Origin of the sequence: Verrucosispora sp. WMMC514, assembly GCF_027497295.1 — a bacterium.
Taxonomy (GTDB): domain Bacteria; phylum Actinomycetota; class Actinomycetes; order Mycobacteriales; family Micromonosporaceae; genus Micromonospora; species Micromonospora palythoicola.
Genome location: NZ_CP114906.1, coordinates 5,721,872 through 5,743,793 on the forward strand (window position 1 = coordinate 5,721,872; position 21,922 = coordinate 5,743,793).

The 21,922-nt window shown below is 72.5% G+C and carries 19 protein-coding genes; 13 read left to right on the forward strand and 6 right to left on the reverse strand.

The features are described from left to right. Positions 1-115: 115 nt before the first annotated feature. Complete coding sequence (locus tag O7597_RS26545) at positions 116-346, reverse strand: hypothetical protein (protein ID WP_281581072.1); 231 nt, start codon at positions 344-346, stop codon at positions 116-118. Between the two features lie 182 nt (positions 347-528). Between O7597_RS26545 and O7597_RS26550 the strand changes: the two genes are divergently transcribed. The 6 genes from O7597_RS26550 (at position 529) to O7597_RS26575 (ending at position 6,776) form a co-directional block, all read left to right on the forward strand. Further along, positions 529-1,407 carry a hypothetical protein gene (locus tag O7597_RS26550; RefSeq protein WP_281581073.1) on the forward strand — a complete coding sequence of 293 codons (879 nt, stop codon included), beginning with the start codon at positions 529-531 and terminating at the stop codon, positions 1,405-1,407. 138 nt (positions 1,408-1,545) lie between these two features. Further along, positions 1,546-1,869, forward strand: coding sequence for a plasmid stabilization protein (locus tag O7597_RS26555; RefSeq protein ID WP_269741416.1), 324 nt, complete (start codon positions 1,546-1,548; stop codon positions 1,867-1,869). A gap of 133 nt (positions 1,870-2,002) precedes the next feature. Further along, positions 2,003-2,395: a hypothetical protein gene (locus tag O7597_RS26560; protein WP_281581074.1), complete on the forward strand. Its 393-nt coding sequence runs from the start codon at positions 2,003-2,005 to the stop codon at positions 2,393-2,395. Between the two features lie 265 nt (positions 2,396-2,660). After that, positions 2,661-4,328 (forward strand): ABC transporter ATP-binding protein, encoded by a 1,668-nt coding sequence (locus O7597_RS26565; RefSeq protein WP_281581075.1) that lies wholly within the window; start codon positions 2,661-2,663, stop codon positions 4,326-4,328. Continuing rightward, positions 4,325-6,082, forward strand: coding sequence for an ABC transporter ATP-binding protein (locus tag O7597_RS26570; RefSeq protein WP_281581076.1), 1,758 nt, complete (start codon positions 4,325-4,327; stop codon positions 6,080-6,082). Before O7597_RS26565 ends, O7597_RS26570 begins: the two co-directional genes overlap by 4 nt. Positions 6,083-6,089: 7 nt before the next feature. Continuing rightward, positions 6,090-6,776, forward strand: coding sequence for a TetR/AcrR family transcriptional regulator (locus tag O7597_RS26575; protein WP_269741420.1), 687 nt, complete (start codon positions 6,090-6,092; stop codon positions 6,774-6,776). 68 nt (positions 6,777-6,844) lie between these two features. Here O7597_RS26575 and O7597_RS26580 read toward each other — a convergent pair whose 3' ends face one another. Continuing rightward, entirely contained in the window at positions 6,845-8,209 is a 1,365-nt protein-coding gene (locus tag O7597_RS26580) for a PHB depolymerase family esterase (RefSeq protein ID WP_281581077.1), read from the reverse strand. A gap of 289 nt (positions 8,210-8,498) precedes the next feature. Between O7597_RS26580 and O7597_RS26585 the strand changes: the two genes are divergently transcribed. Continuing rightward, complete coding sequence (locus tag O7597_RS26585) at positions 8,499-9,557, forward strand: PaaX family transcriptional regulator C-terminal domain-containing protein (RefSeq protein ID WP_281581078.1); 1,059 nt, start codon at positions 8,499-8,501, stop codon at positions 9,555-9,557. Between the two features lie 50 nt (positions 9,558-9,607). Here O7597_RS26585 and O7597_RS26590 read toward each other — a convergent pair whose 3' ends face one another. Continuing rightward, on the reverse strand, positions 9,608-10,741 hold the full coding sequence (locus O7597_RS26590; protein WP_281581079.1) for a histidine kinase: 1,134 nt from the start codon (positions 10,739-10,741) through the stop codon (positions 9,608-9,610). A 76-nt stretch (positions 10,742-10,817) separates the two neighbouring features. Here O7597_RS26590 and O7597_RS26595 point away from each other — a divergent pair, with 76 nt between their 5' ends. The 3 genes from O7597_RS26595 to O7597_RS26605 all read left to right on the forward strand — a co-directional run bounded on the left by O7597_RS26595 (position 10,818) and on the right by O7597_RS26605 (position 15,003). Then, positions 10,818-11,456 (forward strand): nitroreductase family protein, encoded by a 639-nt coding sequence (locus tag O7597_RS26595; protein ID WP_269741424.1) that lies wholly within the window; start codon positions 10,818-10,820, stop codon positions 11,454-11,456. Between the two features lie 126 nt (positions 11,457-11,582). Then, entirely contained in the window at positions 11,583-12,005 is a 423-nt protein-coding gene (locus O7597_RS26600) for an OsmC family protein (protein ID WP_281581080.1), read from the forward strand. Between the two features lie 136 nt (positions 12,006-12,141). Continuing rightward, entirely contained in the window at positions 12,142-15,003 is a 2,862-nt protein-coding gene (locus tag O7597_RS26605; protein ID WP_281581081.1) for a LuxR family transcriptional regulator, read from the forward strand. A 73-nt stretch (positions 15,004-15,076) separates the two neighbouring features. Here the strand turns inward: O7597_RS26605 and O7597_RS26610 are convergent, their stop codons facing one another. Continuing rightward, positions 15,077-16,021, reverse strand: coding sequence for an FAD-dependent oxidoreductase (locus O7597_RS26610; RefSeq protein WP_281581082.1), 945 nt, complete (start codon positions 16,019-16,021; stop codon positions 15,077-15,079). A gap of 9 nt (positions 16,022-16,030) precedes the next feature. Further along, the gene (locus O7597_RS26615; RefSeq protein ID WP_281581083.1) at positions 16,031-17,149 is read right to left on the reverse strand and encodes a GNAT family N-acetyltransferase; all 1,119 of its coding nucleotides are present in this window, start codon (positions 17,147-17,149) and stop codon (positions 16,031-16,033) included. 56 nt (positions 17,150-17,205) lie between these two features. On the opposite strand from O7597_RS26615, the gene O7597_RS26620 reads away from it, so the two are divergent. Continuing rightward, positions 17,206-17,655, forward strand: a complete 450-nt coding sequence (locus O7597_RS26620) for a MarR family winged helix-turn-helix transcriptional regulator (RefSeq protein ID WP_269741429.1) — start codon at positions 17,206-17,208, stop codon at positions 17,653-17,655. Positions 17,656-17,718: 63 nt separating this feature from the next. Next, positions 17,719-18,219 carry a VOC family protein gene (locus O7597_RS26625; protein WP_269741430.1) on the forward strand — a complete coding sequence of 167 codons (501 nt, stop codon included), beginning with the start codon at positions 17,719-17,721 and terminating at the stop codon, positions 18,217-18,219. Positions 18,220-18,247: 28 nt separating this feature from the next. Here O7597_RS26625 and O7597_RS26630 read toward each other — a convergent pair whose 3' ends face one another. Beyond that, positions 18,248-19,714 carry a hypothetical protein gene (locus O7597_RS26630; RefSeq protein WP_281581084.1) on the reverse strand — a complete coding sequence of 489 codons (1,467 nt, stop codon included), beginning with the start codon at positions 19,712-19,714 and terminating at the stop codon, positions 18,248-18,250. Positions 19,715-20,122: 408 nt separating this feature from the next. Between O7597_RS26630 and argS the strand changes: the two genes are divergently transcribed. Then, entirely contained in the window at positions 20,123-21,847 is a 1,725-nt protein-coding gene (gene argS / locus O7597_RS26635; protein ID WP_281581085.1) for an arginine--tRNA ligase, read from the forward strand. Positions 21,848-21,922 lie beyond the last annotated feature (75 nt).

Genomic DNA, 21,922 nt, shown 5'->3' on the forward strand with positions numbered 1-21,922 from the left:
CCACAGCAGCCTACGACGGGTCGAAACCAGAACGCAATATTTCGATACATCGAAATGATCGATCAACTGTGGCCCCGGAGGCACGTCCCGGGGCCACAGTGGGGCGGGGTCCGACTCAGTCCTCGCCGGCGGCGCGTCGCCGGTCCGCCTCGGCGTCGGCGGCGCCGACGGGAGTCGGATCGGTGTCCCCGTCCGCCGCGGTCAGATCGATGTCGGCGCCGGCTCGTGCGGCGTCGGCCGCCGCGTCGTCCGCGCCGACCAACTCGGTGCCGGTGTCGCCGTCGTCGTCGACCAGCTTGCCGGTCCCGGTCATTGCGATCGGCGTGTACCTCGGGTCGGTCGTCATCTCGTCCTCCTCTGCGGTGTCCGACAGATACCCGCCGCGCGACGTCGGCACACCGGTCAAACCCACGCACGAGGTCCGTCAGCTGGATGGCCGGGGAGTCGATGGCGTCCGGACTTGCGCTGCTCACTACCCTGACCCTGATCATCGGCCAGGTAACCTCTCGACTTCGACAAGGGCATCAGATGAGTGACAGCCACCCTCCGTACGGTGGGCAACAGCCGGATCCGAACGCCGCCCCCTGGGGCACACCACCCGGCTCTCCGGTCGGCCCGGCGGGCTCGCCGGTCGCCCCGGCCGGCTACCCCTCGCCGTACGGGGCGCCGGTGCCGCCGCCCCCGTCCTACGGGCCGCAGCCGACGAAGTCCTCGAACAAGGGCCTCTGGCTCGGTCTGGGCATCGGTGCCGCCGTGATGGCGGTGCTCGTCGCCTGTGGCGGGGTGATCGGGTTCTTCGTGCTGGCCGGCGACGACGAGGGGGAGCCGGTCGCCGGGCAGCGGAGCGAGGCGCCCGGTGTCCCGACCGAGGCGCCGTCGATCGCTCCGCCCGCCGAGCAGCAGCCCGACAACAACAACGCGGTGACCGCCCGCAACTCCAGCGACATGTCCGCCGTGTGCGAGGGCAGCCCGATCCTCAACGCCGCGCCCTACACCGGGGCGAAGGGCACCAAGGTCTACACGTTCGCCAACTCACCGGAGCGGCCGGAGTCCTGGCTGAGCAAGTCGGTGGGCTTCGACAAGCCGTACTACGCCAAGACCGCCGAGTGGGCGTCGGTCTCCGTCGTCGGCTGCCTCACCTTCGAGCAGGGCAGCGAGGGTACGCCCCGCAAGTGCCAGTACAAGGACCGCGACGACAAGCAGGTCACCGTCGACTACGTCTCCTCGCGCTACACGCTCACCTTCTACGCCGCCAGGACCGGCGAGAAGATCGGTGAGGGCGGGCGGGTCAACGCCCCGGCGGTGCGCTGCCCGAGCTTCATCTCCTACAACAAGGAGACCATGCGCGCGTACGCCCAGCCGGACAGCGGCGCCATCGAGCTGGCGCTGGACAAGTTCACCTCCTGAGTCACCGGCGTCGTCGGCGGCGGGGCGGGCCGTGTGCGCCCCGCCGCCCGGTCGCGGGGCGGGTTCGCGCGCCGGTGTTTCGGTCGCCGACGGTGGGGCACCTGACCACTGAACACTGTCGGTGGAGGGAGGCACTCCATGCCTGCGGGATCCAGTCCGAAAAGAGAACGGCAGTACGAACACATCAAGGCGAGCGCCAAGAAGCGCGGCGTGTCCACCGACCGGGCCGAGGAGATCGCGGCGCGTACGGTCAACAAGGAGCGGGCCCGCTCCGGTGAGGCGCGGACCGCGAGCCGATCCTCGATCGACGATGTCTCGTCGGGCCATCGGGGCGGCAAGCGTTCCCATCGCGGCGCCGGCGGGCGCACCAAGGAACAGCTGTACAACGAGGCGAGGAAGCGTGGCGTCAAGGGCCGCTCGTCGATGTCGAAGGCGGAGTTGGAGCGGGCCCTGTCCCGCTGAGTCGACGGTCCGCTGAACCGACGGCCCGCCGCGTTCGAGAACCGGGTGGGCCGTCGGGCCCGATGCGGCGTCGCTGTCGGGGCCGGCGGCTAACCTCTCGGCATGCCGCGATCGGTGATCTCAGGGGTGGACGATGGCTGACGCCGCCGACGTCCGCCGGTTCGCCCTGGCGCTACCGCACGTCGTGGAGATCGACAGTGAGGGTTTCGACTTCCGGGTCGCGGACCGGGGCTTCGTCTGGTCCTATCCCGAGCGCCGACCGGGCAAGCCCCGCGTCATCCGGACCGACATCGCCGTGTTGTACGTCGGCGACGAGGCCGAGAAGCAGGCGCTGCTGCTCGGCGAACCGTCGCTGTTCTTCACCACACCCGCCTACGACGGGCTGCCGCTGGTGATGGTGCGCCTGGCGGCGGTCACCGTCGAGCGGCTGGACGAGCTGATCACCGACGCGTGGCGGATGCGCGTGCCCGACCGGCTGCTCGCCGGCCCCGAGGAGGATTCGGCCGATCGGGCTGCCCGTCCCTGACGGCGGGCGGGTATCGGAGTTCCGCGCGCCAACGCCGCGCCGCGGCCGGACGCGTCCCCCACGAAGTCGGACCACGGCGCGGGCGGCCTCGCGGTACATTAATTCCCGAACATGTTTGAAAATGTGGACGGGGGCGGTGGGCGTGGCTCATTCCATTGCGGACGGAGCGCGCCCAACGGCTTCGCCGGCTGACCGTTGCGCCGCACCACAACCGGTGGACGCGGCGGCTCTGCTGGGCCCCCATGTGCCGCCTTTCGCGGTCGTCGTGGTCCTGCAGGTCGTCGGCGCCGTCGCCGGACTGGCACCGCTGTTCGCGGTGATCGAGCTGGGACGCGCCCTGTTGTCGCCCGGCCCGGTCGACACCGGCCGGGTGTGGACCGCCGTGACCCTGGGTGCGGCCGGTCTGTTCGTCCGGCTGGTCTTCACGGGTGCCTCGTCAGGGCTCGGTCACGTTCTCGACGGCAGGGTGCAGCTCTCGCTGCGCCGGGCACTGGCCCGAAGCCTCGGGCAGGCACCCATCGGCTGGCTCTCCCGTCGACGCAGCGGCGAACTGGCGAGAGTGGTCGGTGACGACGTCGCCGCCGTGCACCCGTTCATCGCCCATGCTCCCGGCGAACTGGTCTCCGCCTTCGTCGTGCCGTCGGTGTCGCTCACCTACCTGCTCACCGTCGACTGGCGACTCACACTGATCACCCTGATCCCCGTGCTGCTGGCCCTCGCGCACGTGCCGCTGCTGATGACCCCGGCCCGTACGCGGGAGCAGCGGGACTTCGACGCGGCGATGGGCCGGATCGCCACCTCCGTCGTCGAGTTCGTGCAGGGCATCGCCGTGGTCAAGGCGTTCGGCGGCGCCGAGCGTGCGCACCACCGGTTCCGCACCGCCGCCGACGAGTTCGTCGACATCTTCACCCGCTGGGTACGCGGTGTCTCCGCCGTCGCCGCCGGCATGCAGCTGGCACTGTCGCCGCCCTTCGTGCTGCTGGTGGTGCTGATCGGCGGCACGATGCGGATCACCTCCGGCGATCTGGTGCCGGTGGACCTGCTGCCCTTCCTGCTGCTCGGGCTGGGGCTCACCGCTCCGGTCGCGGCCCTCGGCCACGGCTTCGACGACATGCGGGCCGCCGGCCGTGCGGTCGGCCGCATCCGCGAGGTGCTCGGGGTGGAGGCGCTGCCGCAGCCCGCGCGCCCGGCCACGCCGCAGGACAACCGGGTGGAGCTGCGCGACGTCCGGTTCAGCTACGACGACGGCCCGGAGGTGCTGCGCGGGATCGACCTGACGCTGGAGCCGGGCACGCTCACCGCGGTGGTCGGACCGTCCGGCAGCGGAAAGTCCACGCTCGGGCAACTGCTGCCCCGGTTCTTCGACCCGACGCACGGTTCGGTGCGCCTCGGCGGCGTCGACCTGCGCGACCTCGACGCCAGGGAGCTCTACCGCCGGGTTTCCTTCGTCCTCCAGGACGTCCGGCTGCTGCGCGCGTCGGTCGCGGACAACATCGCGCTGGCGGTCCCGCACGCGTCTCCCGAGGAGATCACTCGCGCCGCCCGGCTGGCGCACATCCACGACCGCATCCTCGCGTTGCCGAACGGCTACGAGACCGTGCTCGGCGAGGACGTCACGCTCTCCGGCGGCGAGGCGCAACGCATCGCCATCGCGCGTGCCCTGGCCGCGGACACGCCAGTGCTGGTGCTGGACGAGGCGACCGCCTTCGCCGATCCGCAGACCGACCAGGCGGTACGCCAGACGCTGGCGGCGCTGCGCGACCGGACCGTCCTGGTCATCGCCCACCGCCTGGAGACCATCGCCGACGCCGACCAGGTCGTGCTGCTCGAGGACGGGGCGGTCGCCGCGCGAGGCAGACCGACCGACCTGCTCGCCCGGGATGGAACGTTCGCCGCGTTCTGGCGGACCCGGCAGGAGGACCTGGCCCGATGATCACTCTGCTGTTGCGGGTGCTCGGCGACGAGTACGCCAGGCCGATGCGTCGCACGGTCGCCCTGATGACGGTGACCGCGGTGCTGGAGGGTCTGCTCTACGCGTTGCTGGTACCCGTGCTACGGGCGCTGTTCGGGGACGACCCCTCGGACGCCTGGCCGTGGCTGATCGCGTTCGCGGTCGCCGTCGCGGTCTACGCGGTGCTGCGGTACACCAGCGACCTGTCCGGCATGCGCGTCGGGACCAGGATGCTGCGGGGCATGTACCACGGCCTCGGTGAACACCTGGCCCGGCTGCCCATCGGCTGGTACGACGCCGCCCGGGTGGGCGAGGTGTCCGTGCTGGCCAGCCGTGGACTGCTGACGGCGATGGGCGTGTCGGCGCACCTGCTCGGACCATTCATCTCCGCCTGTGTCACACCGCTGACGATCGTGGCCGTGATCGCGGTGTTCAACTGGCAACTCGGGCTGGCCGCGTTGGCGGCGGCACCGCTCGTGGTGCTCACCCAGCGGTGGACCGCGCGGTTGATGGCTGCCAACGACGCCGACCACGCCGCGCGGGACCACGAGGCCAGCGCCCGGGTCATCGAGTACCTCCAGGCCCAGCCGGTGCTGCGGGCCGGCGGTCGCAGTGGCGAGCGGTTCAGCCTGCTCGACGACGCGCTGCAGGGCGTGGAGCGGGCCTCCCGCCGCCAGACGATGTCGGTGCTGCCCGGCGCGGTGGGTCTGACCCTCATCGTGCAGGCGGTCTTCACCACCGTGTTGGTGCTGGGGACCTATCTCGCGCTCGGTGGCGACCTCGGAGCCGCGGAGGTCCTGTCCATTCTCGTGCTCGCCGCCCGAGCTGCGGACCCGCTGCTGTCCCTGTCGGACATCGGCGGCAAGCTACGTACCGCCCGCGCCGAGCTGACGCGGCTCGACAAGGTGCTGCGCACCCAGCCGCTTCCCGAGCCGGACCGGCCGGTCCGGCCGCAGCGCTTCGACCTGGAGTTCGACGCGGTCACCTTCCGCCACGGTGATCGTGCCGTGTTCGACAATGTGTCGCTGTCGGTGCCGCAGGGGCAGCGGATGGCCGTCGTCGGTCCGTCCGGCGCGGGCAAGAGCACCCTGCTCCAGCTGATCGCCCGGTTCTACGACGTGGAGTCGGGAGCGGTGCGGGTGGGCGGTGTCGACGTGCGGCGGATCGACCCGGGCGTGTTGCTGGCACAGATCGCCATCGTGTTCCAGGACGTCTACCTCTTCGACGGCACGATCGAGGAGAACGTCCGGCTCGGTCGCCCCGACGCCGGCGAGGACGAGGTGCGCGCCGCGGCGACCGCCGCGCGACTGGACGAGGTCGTCGAGCGGCTGCCCGGAGGCTGGGCGGCGAACGTCGGCGAAGGTGGCGCGTCGCTGTCCGGCGGTGAGCGCCAGCGGGTCTCGATCGCGCGGGCACTGCTGCGGGACGCACCGATCGTGTTGCTCGACGAGGTGACCTCGGCGCTCGATCCGGTCAACGAGGCGGCCGTCCACGAGGGCATCGAACGACTGATGCCGGGACGGACGGTGATCATGGTCGCGCACCGGATGCGGACCGTCCGACGCGCGGACCGCGTGGTCTTCCTCGACGACGGGCGGGTGGTCGAGGAGGGCAGCCACGACGAACTGCTGCGTCGTGGCGGTCGCTACGCCGACTTCTGGAGTCTGTCCACCGCGTCCGGCCCGCCTGGTGCGGCGGCGTCACCTCGGAGGACCTCGGTGGACGAGGAGGCATGATGGGGCGGTGCCCCCCGCCGACGCGCCGCGCCCCAGGCCCGGCAGACCGCCGACGACCTCTCGCGCCCAGATCCTGGCCGCCGCGCGTGGCCTCATCGATCGTGACGGGTGGGAGCGGCTCACCATCCGCAAGCTGGCCGCCGAGCTCGGCGTGGGAGCGACCACCCTCTACCACCACGTACACGACAAAGAGGACCTGCTGCTTCTGCTGATCAACGAGTACGGCGAGCAGGTCTCCCGCCCTCGGCTGCCCGATGAGCCACGGGAGCGCGTCGTCGTCGCGGCGGCGACGATCCACGATGCGCTGGCGGCGTGGCCGTGGGCCGCCGAGGTCCTCACCACCGACGGATTCATCGCCCGGCTCGGCGCCTCGCCGCTGGGGCTGGTCGAGGCGGTGGTGGCCGGCGCCGTCGACCACGGCTGCACTCCCGAGCACGCCGTGTACGTCTTCCGCACCATCTGGTACTACACCGTCGGGGAGATTCTCGTCCGGTCGCACACCGCGCGCCGGGGGCAGGGTGACGCCGTCACCCGGCAAGGGGCGTTCTTCGGCAGCATCGACGCCGGGAAGCTGCCGCACCTCGCCGCGCTGGGTGACCGCTGGGCGGTGCTGGCCCCCCGCGACACCTATGTCGACGGCCTCCGTGCCCTCGTCGACGGGCTGCTCGCCCAGGGTGCCCGGGCCCAGCCGTAGGCGCGCCGGTCGGCGTGGGCGCTCCGGGGACGGTACGTTCGCGTACCGTCCCCGGAGCACCGACGGTGTCAGGCGACCGTGCAGGACGCCCCGTTGAGGGTGAACGAGCTGGGCCTGGCGGTGTTACCGGTGTGGGTGGCCTGGAAGCCGATCGTCAGCGATCCGTTGGGCGCGATGCTGGCGTTGTACGAGACGTTGCGCGCCGTCACCTGCCCCGAGCTGGGGGAGTAGGTGGCGTTCCAACCGCCGGTGATGGTCTGCCCACCGGGCAGGGTGAACACCAGCGACCAGCCGTTGATCGCGCTGGTGCCGGTGTTGGTGATGGTGATGTTCTCGGTGAGCCCGGTGTTCCACGCGTTGACGGCGACGGTCACCCGGCAGGCACCGGAACCCGGCGGCGGGGTGGTGGGGCTCGGCGGCGGCGTGGTCGGGTTGGGCGGCGGGGTGGTCGGGCTCGGCGGCGGCGTGGTGGGGTTCGGTGGCGGGGTGGTCGGGTTCGGGTTGGTCAGGCCGAAGAACTGGACGGCCGCCGCGGCCATGCCGCCGGAGGGCAGGCTGTGCCCGGCGCCCTGGATGCTGTACGCCTCGACCTGGACGGTGCCGCCGCTGTCGGCGAACCTGCGGCGGTTCCAGTTGGCCTGCGGAGTGTCGGTGGAGGTGGGCGTCTGGCTCAGGCCGAACACGTTGGTCCACTGCTCGACGGCCTCCTGGAGCAGTGAGAACGGCACCAGCGTGTCGTTGGTGCCGTGCCACAGTTGCACCCGGGGACGCGGACCGGAGTAACCGGGGTACGCCTGGCGCACCGCGTCACCCCACTGCTGCGGGGTCCGGTTCATGTTGCCGCCGGTGCACTGGCTGCTGCCGGGCGGGTAGTCCGCCGCGTTGGCGAAGCAGTTGAACGGCACCCCCATGAACGCGGCGCCGGCCTTGAACACGTCGGGGTAGAGGGCCAGCATGTGGTTGGTCATCATGCCGCCGGAGGAACTGCCCGTCGCGTAGACCCGTTCGGGGTCGGCGCTGTACTGCTGCTGCGCGTACCGGACCATCGACATGATCGAGACCGGGTCGCTGCCCCCGCCGCGGCGCTTGGCGGCATCCGACCAGACGTCGAAGCAGTTGCCGAACCCGGCCTGCTGGGTTGCGGAGGGATAGATCACGATGAACCCGTACCGGTCGGCCTGGCTGGCGAACTCGCTTCCGGAGTAGAGGCCGGGGCCGGATCCGCCGCAGCCGTGCATGGCCACCACCGTCGCCGGCCGGGCGGGGCGGTTGTCCGGCACGTAGATGTGCATGCGCATCCGGCCGGGGTTGTCACCGAAACTGGTCACCTCGGTCAGCGAGGCCGCGTACGCGGGGCTGAACGTGGGCACCACCAGGCCGGCCGCGACCAGCGACATGGCTACGCCGAGCAGTAGTTTCCTTCTGATTTTCACGGACGACTCCTTCGAACGCCTGAATGCAGGCTGGGATCGGTCGGTGCGACGGCGGCGGTGACGGGTGCCCGCCGCGTCTGCTCGCGGGTGCGCCCAAGTCCCCCGCTCGTCCACCACGTCTGGCTTGCCCTGCCCGGCTCCGAGTGGCGTCGTGTAGCAGATATTGTTCTCCTGGGCCCGGGAAGTGTCAATCGACGTGCCTCGATCAACTGTGCCATGGCTCCCGGACCGGCGCATCGGCGTCCATCTACAGTCGATACCCCGTCCCCGAGTCGACTCCGGAGCGCCCGTGAACAGCCCGTTCCACATCGAGGAGATCTATTCCGACGACGGGAGCAACGCGCTGCGGATGCCCCGGCGACAGGTGGGCAACTCGCCCCAGGGTTTCGCCATGACGCTGCTGGCGGACTACACCCTGCGGACCCGTGCCGCGCTGCCGTCCGCCGCCATCGTCGCGCTGCTCACCGAGTCCGGGGTGACCACCGCCGGCGCCCGTACCGCGATCAGCCGGCTGGCCCGCCGTGGTGTGCTCGAAGGCAGTCGCCACGGACGCCGCAGCTCGTACCGACTCAGCCGCGCCGCCGCCGCCAACCTCTCCAGCGGAGGCAACTGGATCCTCACCTCCACCACCACCGCGGCGCCGTGGGACGGGTGCTGGACGATCGTGGCCTTCTCGCTGCCCCAGGATCACAGCACCCAGCGCCGGGCGCTGCGCAGCCAGCTCCGCTGGCTCGGATACGCGCCGCTGTACGACGGCCTGTGGGTCTCGCCGTACGAACTGACGCCCCGGGCGCGGGCGCAGCTGGAGCAGTTGACCCTCGGCACCGTCACGGTCTTCCGCGGTCACCAGAACGCGCTGGGGTCGACCAGCGACCGTGCGCCCATCGAGGCCTGGGACATCGACGCCATCACCCGGCAGTACGCGGCGTTCCTGGACCGCTGGACATCGTTGTTGCCGCTGGTCGGCGCCGGGCAGGTGGACGGTGCCGCGGCGGTGCGGGCACGCACCGAGGTGATGGACACCTTCCGCCGCTTTCCCACCCTCGACCCGCAGCTGCCGGTGGAACTGCTGCCGGCCGGCTGGCTCAGGCAGCCGGCCCGGGATCTGTTCGCGGCCGTGTACGACGGTCTCGCGCACCCGGCCGAGCAGCACGTCCGAGCGGTCGTCGGGCGGTTCACCGACAGCGCGCCGCTCGGCATCCGGGCCCACACCACCGCCGACCTGATCGCCGGCGTTCGCGGTGCCGCCGGCACCACCTCGGCGGCGAGCGCACCACCGGCCGAGTGGGATACACCGGCCCCGACCGTCGACTGCGACGAGGTGACGGCCGGGTCCCGGCCGAGCTGACCCGATCGGCTGACGCCGGGCTCAGCCCGAGGGCGCTCGCGCGCGGCGCGTCACGCCGGCACGGTGCACGGCAGCGTCGCGGTGACCGTCCAGCCGCGGTCGACGTCCGGTCCGGCGTCGACCGAACCGCCGAGCAGATGGGCCCGCTCGCGCATGCCGATCAGCCCGAAGCCGGTCGGTCCGAACCCGCGAGGGCTCGGCAACTCTCCGTCGTCGCTCACCCGCAGCCGCACCACCTCGGCGTCGCGGGCGACCCGTACCACGATGCGCGTCGCGCGCCGGGCGTGTCGGCGGGCATTGGTGACGGACTCCTGGGCCAGCCGGTAGATCGCGGTGGCCACCGCCGCCGGCAACCCGTCGAGGTCGCCGGACAACTCCACCTCGACCGTCGGGCCGTGCGCGGAGCGGCTGGCCAGCCGTTCCAGATCGGTGATGCGGGGAGCCGGTGTGCGGTCGGCCGGCTCGTCGCGGCGCAACACCCGCACCATCGCGCGCATCTCGACAAGCGCCCGGGTCGCCTCGGCCTCGATGATCCGTAGCGCGTCGGCGGCGGCGTCCGGTTGCGTGTCGAGCACCGCCAGCCCCGCCTGGGCCCGCACGGCCATCGCGGACACGTGATGGGCGACGGTGTCGTGCAGGTCGCGGGCCAGCCGCTCCCGTTCCAGCAGCTTGACCTGCTCGAACTCGCGTTGACGGGCGCGGGCCCGGTACCGCAGCGCGGCCCCGAGCGCGAGCGCGGCCGACACCACCCCGGCCCCGGCCAGCCCGTCGCCCGGATCGAGGTGATCGGCCGCCACGGACAGCGTGATCTTCGCGGCGACGACGGCCGCTCCGAGTACCGCCTCGCGTCCCGAGCCCCACCGCGACAGGGAGAACACCAGGATCAGCAGGAAGGCCAGCGTGTGCAGGCCGAGATCGCCGCCCACCACGACCTCGCCGGCGGCGCAGACCGGGAAGGCGACCGCCGCCATGAGCAACGGCCTGGTCCGTCGCCAGAGCAGCACCGGGGCGAGACCGACGCCGATCAGGACCGGCACGACCCTCGGTGCCGGCAGGTCCGCGCGGACGAGACCCTCCAGCAGCGCCGTCGCCATGAACACGACGACCAGTGACCAGTCCCGCCATCCGCGCGCCGGACCCGTGGGCCGGGGCTCGTGCCACCACGACCGCAGCAGCTCCCGCACCAGCCGATCGTACGGGCGGCCGAACCCGGACCACCAGCGGCGGCGGCGCCTCCGCAAGGGTGGCAGGATCGCCCGCATGCAGTTCGCAGAGGTTATCCGTCGCCGTCGGATGGTGCGGCACTACGCCGATCGGCCGCTCAGCCCCGAGGTCATCGAGACGATCCTGGCCAGCGCGTTGCGGGCACCGTCCGCCGGCTTTTCGCAGGGCTGGGCCTTCCTCGCCCTCACCGATCCGGGCGACCGGGCCAGATTCTGGCCCTTCGTGCCGACCCGGGTCGCGCAGACCCCCACGATGCAGAACGCGCCCCTGGTCGTCGTACCACTCGCGCACAAGGCGGCCTACCTGGCCCGGTACGCCGAGGCCGACAAGGGCTGGAGCGACCGGTCGGAGGCCCGCTGGCCGGCACCCTACTGGTACATCGACACCGGCATGGCTGCGCTGATGATGCTGCTCACGGCCGTCGACGAGGGACTGGACGCCTGCTTCTTCGGCATCATGCCGGTCACCGGTGAGTACTTCACGCCCGAGGTCGACGTTCCCGCGCACACGGCCGCCTTCAAGGCCGAGTTCGGCATCCCCGACGAGTACGCGCCGATCGGCGGCATCTGTGTCGGTTACCGCGCCGACGACCTGCCACCGCAGAATCCCGCTGTCGCCGCGCGTCGCCGCGCCGCCAGCACGGTCATCCACCGTGGCCAGTGGGGCAACGCCTGACCCGGCGGCACCGTGCCGGTCCGGTCGGCCTGCTGTCCACCGGCGGGGTCACGCCGGGTCGAACGGCCCTGCCGGGTCACGCCTCCTCGGGATGGGATGGAAGGGACGACGTCCCGAGGAGGAGCCATGACAACCACGGACGGCAGGGTCGGCCTGGACCCGATCGACGTGCGGTTTCGAGCCGGAGAAGCGTACGACATCCGGGTACGCGAGCACCGGCTGCTCACCGATCAGCCGGCCGACGCGGGTGGTGCCGACACCGCACCGAGCCCCACGGAGCTGTTCGCCGCCTCGCTCGCCGCCTGCGTCGCGTTCTACGCCGGGCGCTACCTGAGCCGGCACGGGCACGATCGGGCCGGTCTGGCGGTGACCGCGTCGTTCGAGATGGCCACCGACCGACCGGCCCGGGTCGCCGCCATCCAGATCACCGTACGACCGCCGACCGACCTGCCACCGGAGAAGTGGCCCGCGTTGCGTGCCGTGGCGAGCCACTGCACGGTGCACAACACGCTGCTCAACGCGCCCCGGATCGAGGTCGACATCCGGTGAACCGGCGAGCCCGGCGCGACACCGACGACCTCGGTGAACCGGCGACGATCCGGCACCGGCGCTGCCGACGACGATCCGGCCGATAGTTGATGGTCACCGATGGCTGTCGCTGTGACACTCCCCGTGGGGAGGCGTGATGACGGCCAGCCGAGAGGTGGGATTCCGGCCCGATCCGGTGCTGGTGGGCCGGGCGGCCGAGGTGGAGTCGCTGGACGCGGCGGTGGCCACCGTACGCGCCGGACGATCCGTGGTGGTCGAGGTGTGCGGCGAGGCGGGCCTGGGCAAGACCCGGATTCTCCGCGAGTTGGCGCGGCGGGCCGCCGACGCGGGTCTGCGGGTTCACCCGGGTCGGGCCACCCAGTACGAGCAGGGCGTGCCGTTCGGGCTCTTCGCCGAGATGGTGGAGGCGGCCGACGGGAGGCCGAGCGGCGAGGCACGGCCGTCGGTGCCGGCGGCGGTGCGCCGGATGCTAACCCGGACACCCGCGCCGGGCGCCGCACTGCTGCTCGACGACGTGCACTGGGCCGACTCGGCGTCAGTGGAGCTGACCGAGCACCTGATCGGCAGTCCACCACCGGTGCCGGTGCTGCTCGCGGTGGCGTTCCGCACCGCCTGCCCACCGGCACGGCTGGTCAACGCCATCGCGCGGCTCGGCCCGGCCGCCACCCTGATCGACCTTCCGCCGTTGGACGCGGCCAGCCTGGACGTGCTGCTGGTCGGCGTGCCGCGTCGTCGCCGGGAACTGGTCCTGCGGGCCAGCCTCGGCAATCCGCTGTACATCCAGGCGTTGTCCCGGCTCACCGACGATGAGCTGGACTCCCTGGCGAGGCTGGCCCGCCGGCACGACCCGGTCGACGCCGACCGCCTCGCCGGCTCGCGGCGGTCAGTGCTGGCCGGACTCGCCGCCGAGATCACCGCCCAGGAACCGTCGGTGCAGCGGGTCGCCCACATCGCCGCGGTGGTCGGCGACCACACCACCATCGACCTCGTCAGACACGTTGCCGGCCTGCCGATGCCCACGGTCACCGCGGCGGTGGACCAGCTCGGGCGACTCGGCCTGCTCGACGCGGACGGCGGGCGGCTGCGCTATCGACACCCGCTGATGCGGGCCGCGGCGTACGCGTTGACCGGCGCGGCCTGGCGGTTCGAGGCGCACACCCGCACCGCCGACTACCTGCGTGGCCGCCGAGCGTCCCGGCAGCTGGTGGCGCACCACACGGAACGGTCCGCCCGCCACGGCGACGAGGTCGCGGTGGCCACGTTGGTCGACGCGGGTGTCGCGTTCACGCACGAGGCCCCCGCCCAGGCGGCCCGCTGGCTCGGCGCCGCGCTGCGCATCATGCCGGACGCCGGTCCGGACGACCGGCGGCGTGCCGAGGTGACGATGTGGTACGCCCGGGCCCTCGGCCGCAGCGGCGAGTTGGCCCGCAGCCGTGCGGTGCTCCAACGGCTGCGGCGTGCCGACGGGCCGGTGCGGCGCCGGGCCGAGGCGTTCAGTGTGGCGGTGGCCCGGCAGCTCGGCGACTTCGCCGAGGCGGCGGCGACGCTCGGCACCCAACTGCGTCGCGGCGGTCTCGACCGGGTCGAGGAGGCGAAGCTGCACGTGGAACTGGCGGCCGTGGACGCGTTTCGGGAGGAGCCGGCCTCGGCGGTGCACCACGCGCGGCGGGCCCTCGAACTGCTGGACGAGCACCGGTCGGCGCTCGTGGCGGCGGCGCTGACGCTGCGGGCGCTCGCCACCCTGTACCTCGGCTGCGCCCGGTCGGCACGCGAGCAGCTCGCCGCCGCCGTCGTCGCCGTGGACGCCACCGGCGACGCGGACCTGCGCCCGTACGTCGAGATCGTCTCACCACTGGCGCTTGTCGAGATCCAGCTGGGCAACTACGCCGACGCCGACCGACATCTCGCCCGGGCCCGACGGATCGTGGACGGACTCGGGCCGAGCAGCGCCTCGCCGTACCTGCTCGTCATGGAGTCGCTGGTGCACGCTCGTGCTGGTCGGCTGACCCGGGCGGTGCGGGCGGCGGAGCAGGCGCGGGCCGCCGCCGAACGGGTGGGCAGCACGGAGATGGCCGCGATGGCGGCGGCGGTCCGCCTGCGCCCGGTGCTGTGGACCGCCGGCCCGGCCGCGGCGCTCGTCGACCCGGCGCCGCCCCACCTCGACGGCGACCCGCGCAGTGCGGGTACCGAGGTGATCGGCGGGCAGCCACGCTCCCGAGCGTGGTGGCGGATCAACCGGGTGGAGCTGGCCCTGGCCAGGGCGGTCACCGGCGACTGGGGCGGCGGTGCCGACCTGCTCGCCGAGCCGGCGACACCGCCGTCGAGGCATCCGCCGGTGCTGGTGGCCCGGGACCTGGTCGCGACCGTCGTCGCGGCCGGCCAGGGTGATCACGCCACGGCCGCCCGGGTCGGTAGGCGGGCGGAACGCCGGGCCGCGGCCGCCGATCTGCCGTACGAGATCGGACTGGCCCGGTTCGCCCGGGCCTTCGCCGCGTACCGGGTCGAGGATCCGGACCGGGCGACGATGCTCGCCGAGCGCGCGGCGGCCAGCTTCGTGACGGCCGGCACCCCGATGGAGGAGGCGCTGTCCCGGCACCTCGCCGGTGTCGCGTACCTCGTCGCGGGTCGACCGGGACCCGGTGCCGCCGCCCTCGACCGGGCCGACACCGGGTACCGGGCCTGTGGTGCGGTCTGGGCATCATCCGTGCTCGCCGGGCACCGCGCCGCCGGCTGCCCGCGCTCCGGACACCGCGCCGGCGGTGCGGCGGGCACCGGTCGGCCGGCCGGAAACGACGCCCTCACCGCCCGGGAGCGGGAGATCGCGGGCCTGGCGACGACCGGCCTGACCAACAAGGAGATCGCCGCGCGACTCCATCTCAGCCCGCGGACCATCGAGTCCCACCTGAACCGGGTCTTCGCCAAGCTCCACGTCCACTCCCGCACCGCGATGGCCCGTCGACTCACCGAGGCTGCCGCCGAGCACGGGCCACCTGCGTAGCTCACGGATCCGCCCCGCCGGCACCTGAGCGGTGGCGGGCACGAGGGGCTGCGGGCTCGGGGGCAACGGCGGGTCAGCGCAGCCCGGACACCAGGTGGGCCACGTCCTCGGCACAGCCGTGGGAGAGCGTCACGCCGGCCCCGCCGTGGCCGTAGCAGTGCACCACCGGACCGCGATCGGTGACCTCTGCCGCCAGCCGCACACTCGGCCGACCGGGCCGTAGGCCGACCCGGTGACCGAGGACCCGCGCGTCGCGCAGCGCGGGTACGAGGTTGGCGCAGCGATCGAGGATGCCGCTGGCCGTGTCCGCCCGAACGGTCAGGTCCTCGTCGCCGTCGTCGGCGGTGCCACCGAGCAGCACGGTGTCATCGCGGGGTACGACGTAGCACAACTGCTCGGGATCGGACTGGTCGATGACCCACTCGCGCAGGCCGAACTGGGCGACCACGACCACCTGTCCCCGCACCGGGGTGAGGTGGGCGTCGCCGACCAGCTCCCGGGCCCCCAGACCGGTGCAGTTGACCACGACGTCCACGCCGACGAGGGCGTCAACCAGCTTCTCGAACCGCCCGGAGCGGACCGCGACCCCGGCGGCGATCACCTCGCCGAGCAGCCAGGGCAGATGCACCGCCATGTCCGCCACCGGGACGGTCAGCTCGAAACCGTCGGCGTAGCCGGTCGGTAGTCTCGCCCCCGTGACCCGGGCCAGCTCCGGCACCGCGTCCCGCCACCACGGCTCGGGTGCGGGCCGACGGAACAGCTCCCGCCCCAGGCGCATCCGCACACCGGTGCGCGGATCGGCGGCCAGGCCGCGCAGGGTCGCGTAGCTGGACGCCGACCAGCGGGTCACGTCCGCCGCCGGATAGGCGCGGTAGGGGTACCAGAGCGCGGCGGCGACCGCCGACGTCGTGTCGTCGCCCATCCGGGCGGCGACCAGGTCGACGTGATGGCCGTCGCGGGCCAGGCGCAGTGCGCTGGTCAGACCGACGACGCCGGCACCCACCACCCGGACTCTCATGCCTGGAGATCACACCACACCCGCGTCGTGGTGGACAGCGCCGGTCGGCTGGCCGGGGCGTGGTTTGGACAGGCGCACGCTGTCCGGTGGGGTGTCGGCACTCGCGGTGCGGGTGTAACCGGCGCGCTCGTACAGGCCGATGTTGCGGGTGCTGCGGCGGCCGGTGAAGAGGACGCAGTGGGTGGTCTCCCCGGGAGCCTGTCCTTCGGCGTACGACAGCAGCCAGGAGCCGATGCCGTTGCCGGCCCGGTCGGGTGCCACCATCAGGCGACCGATCAGCCAGGTGCTCCCGTGCGCCCGGGCGCGCACCGCCGCGACGAGGCGACCGTCGTGGCGTACGCACCACCACCGCCACGTCGCCGTCGACGCCCGTAGGTCGGCGAGGCTCTCCCGGAGCGGTGCCAGGTCGAGGGTGTCGTTGGCGATGGCTTCCTGGACCCAGCAGCACCGTTGCAGGACGAGCAGTTCCGCCAGGTCGCCGGGCAGGGCCTCGCGAAGTGTGAGACCGGCGGCCGGCCCGTCGACCGCCGTCGGGTCGTTTCCACCGCGCAGGGGACGCAGCGCGCGGGCCACCCGGCTCAGCTCGATCAGCAGCGCGCGGGCGGCGCCGTCGAGCGCTGCGGATCCGGCCACCTGTCCGGCGTGGACGCTGTCCGCGATGCGCAGGGCGACGGTCGCGCCGATCGGCATCATCCGCAGCGTGGTGACGACCTGCTTCGCCATCTGCGCCGACCGGGTGCCGGCCGAGGTGTTGCCGTAGCTGACGAAGGCCACCGGCTTCCACGCCCACTCGTGATAGAGGAAGTCGAAGGCGTTCTTCAGCGCCGCCGGCATGCCGAAGTTGTACTCGGGCGTCACCACCACGAAGGCGTCGGCCGCGGCGACGGTGCGGCTCCAGCGGCGGGTGTGCTCGTGTCGGTAGCTGCCGCTGGCGGGATGCTCCGGTTCGTCGAGCAACGGCAGCGCGATGTCGGCCAGATCGGCGACGTCGACGGTGGTCGCGCCGGACGCGGCGTCCGACCGGATGGTCCGCACGAACCAGTCGGTGATCGCGGGCCCGAGCCGCCCGGGGCGGGTGCTGGCGGTGATGACGAGGACCCGGAGCGGGCTGGGTTCGTTCGATGACATGTCAACGACATTAGGCTGATTTCAGTGACACGTCAACGACAGGTAGGATGACCGACATGGACGCCGCCTGGCTGAGCGCCGACGAGGAGCAGGCGTGGCGAGCCTTCCGGCGGCTGCTCATCGCGTTGCCCGCCCGGATCGGCCGCGACCTGGCCCGCGACTCGGGACTGTCCGCCGCGGACTACGAGGTGCTGAGCACGCTGTCGGAGAAACCCGACCGCCGCTGGGAACTCCGGGAGCTGGCGGCCAAGATGGAGTGGTCGCGCAGCCGCCTGTCCCACCACGCCGCGCGGATGCAGGCCCGGGGACTCATCGACAAGCAACCGGATCCGCAGGACGCCCGTGGTTGTCTGCTGCACCTGACCGATCACGGCTTCGCCGTCCTCGAACAGGCAGCGCCGTACCACGTCGCGTCGGTGCGATCTCGCTTTCTGGCGCACGTCAGCGCCGACGAACTCGCGATGCTGCGCGCGCTCTCGACCCGGATCGCCGACCTGCCCGACTGAGCGTGGCGCAGCATTGCCGGTGGTGCCGGCGTCGGCACCACCCGACGGCACAGGGGAGTGGCAGTGACGAAATCATCCGGGAAGTCCACGTCGACGGTCCGCCAGCTGCGGCTGGTGGTGCAGGCCGACGACTACGAGGCGGCGGTGCGGTTCTATCGCGACGTGCTCGGCCTGCCCGAGCAGGCCGCGTACTCCGGCGCGGACGACGCCCAGGTGGTGATCCTGGATGCCGGGCGGGCCACGCTGGAGATCGCCAACCCGGCGCAGAAGCGCATGATCGACGAGGTCGAGGTGGGACGCCAGGTCGCCCCGCGCATCCGGGTGGCGTTCGAGGTGGACGACACCGCCGCCACCACCGAGCGGCTGGTCGCCGCCGGTGCCGAGCAGGTGGCACCACCCACCACCACACCGTGGCACTCGGTCAACGCCCGCCTTGACGCCCCGGCCGGTCTGCACATCACCGTGTTCCAGGAACTGCGTACGCTCGACGAGCGCGCTGCGCTCGACGGATTCGGCACCGACGCGGCCGGGTCTCCGCACGTTGGCGACGACGCCGGCCGGTGACCGGACGCCCGGGCCGCCGGCACCCTGCTCAGTCGGCGGCCGGCTTCGGGGTGCCGCAGAGCTTGGTGCCGGGCGGGATGATCTCCTCGGCGTTGTGGAGGACGTACGGCGGCGGCCCCAGCTTGCCGGACGGGTCGATCGGCTTGACGTTGATCAGGCTGAGGAACTTGTTGATCACGTTCACCACCGGGGCCAGGATGGTGTAGCCGACGCCGTACGAGGCCCGGACGCCGAGGCCCACGCCCCGGCAGACCGCCAGCGGCGCGCCCAGCGCCGACCCGATCGTCGTCCCGTACGCGGTCGACACCTCGAAGAACAGGCCGGCCTTGAGCACGAACGCGCTGAACCCGACGTCGAACCGGACCTGATGCTCGATGAGCAGGCCCATCACCCCGACCGGAACCCCGCTCAAGGAGTTGATCAGGCTCTCCTTGCGCTTGAAGTTCTTGCTGACCTGCGGGCCGAACGTGCCGTTGGCGTAGCCGTAGCCGAGCGAGCCGGCGAGGGAGAACTCACCCTTGCCCTTGATCGTGCCCACCTTCGCGCCGAACGCGGTGGTCACCTTCACCGTCTGGCTGATGGTCAGCGCCAGCGGGACGCCGAGCACCGTGCCCATCGGGATGCTGAAGTCCACCGGGATGGGCAGCACCGCTTTTATGTTCTGGCCGTCCCGGAGCCCGGCCTCGAACGAGTAACGGATGCCGAAGCCGCCGCTGATCGACAGCTCGGCCCGGGTCACCGAACCGCCGCTGATCTTCAAGTGGAAGTCCGCCTCCGGCGTGGCGAAGGTCAGCGCGGCCCGCCCGGACAGCTTCGTACCGTCGCGGTGGTAGTGGAAGCTGACCTCCGCGCCGTCGTTGAGGCTGACCCCGGTGGAGAAGTTGGCGACGACCGTCTTGACCTCGCCGCCGCCGCGCACCGGCGGCGGCTGGTTCGGCCGGGGCGGCGGCGGGGCGAGCCGCAGCGGCCCGGCGCGCCCGGCGCGGCCGGTCGGCGTGGCGCCCAGGGCGTCGGCCTCCTCCTCGGACATCGCCCAGATCGGCTCGCCGGCCTGGTAGACGACCGGGTTCTCGATGGCGATGCCGCGCTGCTCCAGGGTGCCGTCGCGGATCACGTCGGTCACGGTGACCGGGCCGATCGTGACCAGCAGGTCGCCCCCGTCGCGCTGGACGTCGAGCACCCGGCCGACGCCACGACCGGTGACGAACATGACCTTCCCGGGCGCCAGGTCGTCGGCCCGGGGCGCGTCACCGTCGAGCCGCCAGGTCAACCCGTCGGCGGTGACCGACCGGACCGAGCGGCCGCCGCCGCCGACGAGGACCACGTCCGGCTGGTACGTCAGGTCGGGATGGGGCACCGGCGCCATGCCGTAGCGCAACGCGGACTCGCTGTACGGGTCCTCGTCGGCGGCCGGATCACCCGGGGACCGGCTGCCGCAACCGGACGCGGCCAGCACGAGGACCACGGTGAGGACAGCCGAGACAACCTTGCGCACCGGGACTCCTCGTCGGATCGGGACGGCGCCACCCACCGGCACCGGAGCTGCCGCGTCAGACCCGGCCGCACCGACACGGACCAGGGGCCGGGCCATGGCATCGACCCTAGACAGCGCCCGTGGCCAGGGAATCAGGGTTTTCCCCACGCCTCGACGACACCGGCGCGCGAACCCGGTCCCCGTCCGCACCGCCCGGCGCGTACACTTCCGGCATCTGGCCGCGCCCGGCGCGCGGCCCCGGCGTTCGAGGCGGTGGAGATGGATCGGATGCCCGGCACCGTCCGCCGCTCACGCCTGCGACGACGATAGTCGTCCCGCTCACCCGCGCGTTCCCTTCCGCCGTGCCCGCACCCGCTGTGCGGCCGGCACATCTCGTGACGATCGCTCATCCCGTCCCAGGGAGTACCCGTGACCGTGCCCTCGCTGGCCTCGTCGTTGTCCGACTCCGTCGCCGCCGCCGCGGCCCGCCGGGGAATGGTGGACCTCGCGCCGCAGCTGCGCCGCTCCGCGCACGCCGACTTCCAGGCCGACGGTGTGTTGGCGGCGGCACGGACGCTGCGCCGCAATCCACGGCAGGTCGCGGCGGAGGTGGTCGACGACCTGCCCGAGGACGGTCTGGTGGCCACGGCGGTGGTGGCCGGGCCGGGGTTCGTCAACATCGAGCTGACCGACCGGGCGCTGCTGGCGCAGCTCGCCCGCCGGCTGGGCGATGACCGGCTCGGCGTCGGCACTCCCGAGGCGGGCGTCACCACCGTCATCGACTACTCCCAGCCGAACATCGCCAAGGAGATGCACGTCGGGCACCTGCGCTCCACCGTCATCGGCGACGCCCTGGTGCGCGTCCTGGAACACCTCGGCGGCACCGTCGTGCGGCGCAACCACATCGGCGACTGGGGAACCCAGTTCGGCATGCTCATCCAGTACCAGGTCGAACATCCCGAGCCGGTGCCGGGCGACACCGGCACCATGGGGCGGCTGGCCACGCTCTACCGGCTGGCCCGGGCGGAGTTCGACACCGACTCCGCGTTCGCCGACCGGGCCCGGCGGCGGGTGGTGGCGTTGCAGGCCGGCGAACCGAGCACCGTGGCCGCGTGGCGGGACATCGTGGCCGAGTCGACCCGCTACTTCACCGAGGTCTACGACCGGCTCGGCGTGCGGCTGACCGACGCCGACACGGTGGGGGAGAGCGCCTACAACGCGGCGCTGCCCGCCGTCGCCGACGAACTCGAACGCCAAAAGGTCGCGGTGACCAGCGACGGCGCGCTCTGCGTCTTCTTCGACGACCTGCGTGGCCCGGACGGCGAGCCGACGCCGCTGATCGTCCGCAAGCGGGACGGTGGTTTCGGCTACGCCGCGACCGACCTGGCGGCGCTGCGGCAGCGCGTCGTCGAGCTGCACGCCGACCGGCTGCTGTACGTGGTCGACGCCCGGCAGGCCCGGCACTTCCGGATGGTCTTCGACACCGCGCGGCGGGCCGGATGGCTGCCGCCGACCGTACCCGCCGTGCACGTCGCCTTCGGTACCGTCCTCGGCCCGGACGGCCGGCCGTTCAAGACCCGCGCCGGTGACACCGTCCGCCTGGTCGACCTGCTCACCGAGGCGGTCGACCGGGCCCGGGAGGTGGTCGCGGCGAAGAATCCCGGGCTGACCGGGGCGGCCCTGGACGAGCGGGCGTGGCAGGTCGGCATCGGCGCGGTCAAGTACGCCGACCTGACCACCAACCGGACCCGGGACTATGTCTACGACCCGGAGCGGATGCTGGCGCTGGCCGGCAACACCGGCGTCTACCTCCAGTACGCGCACGCCCGCGTCCGGTCCATCCTGGCCCGCGCCGACGGCGACATCACAGTGGACGTGACGGCGCCGCTGGAACCGGCGGAACGGGCGCTGATCCTCGACCTCGACGCCTTCGCCGACACCCTCGTCGAGGTGGTCGCCGGTCACGAGCCGCACCGCCTCTGCGGCTACCTGTACCGGCTGGCGCAGACCTTCACCACGTTCTACGAGCACTGCCCGGTGCTGCGTGCCACCGGACCGCGGCGCGGCAACCGCCTGGCCCTGTGCCGTCTCACCGGCGAAACCCTGCGCACCGGCCTGCACCTGCTCGGCATCCCCACCCCCGATCACCTGTGACCACCCCACCCCCAACCTCCAACCTCCAACCCCGGGCCTCCCGCGTTGATCAAGAAGTTTTCGTCTCGGCGATCG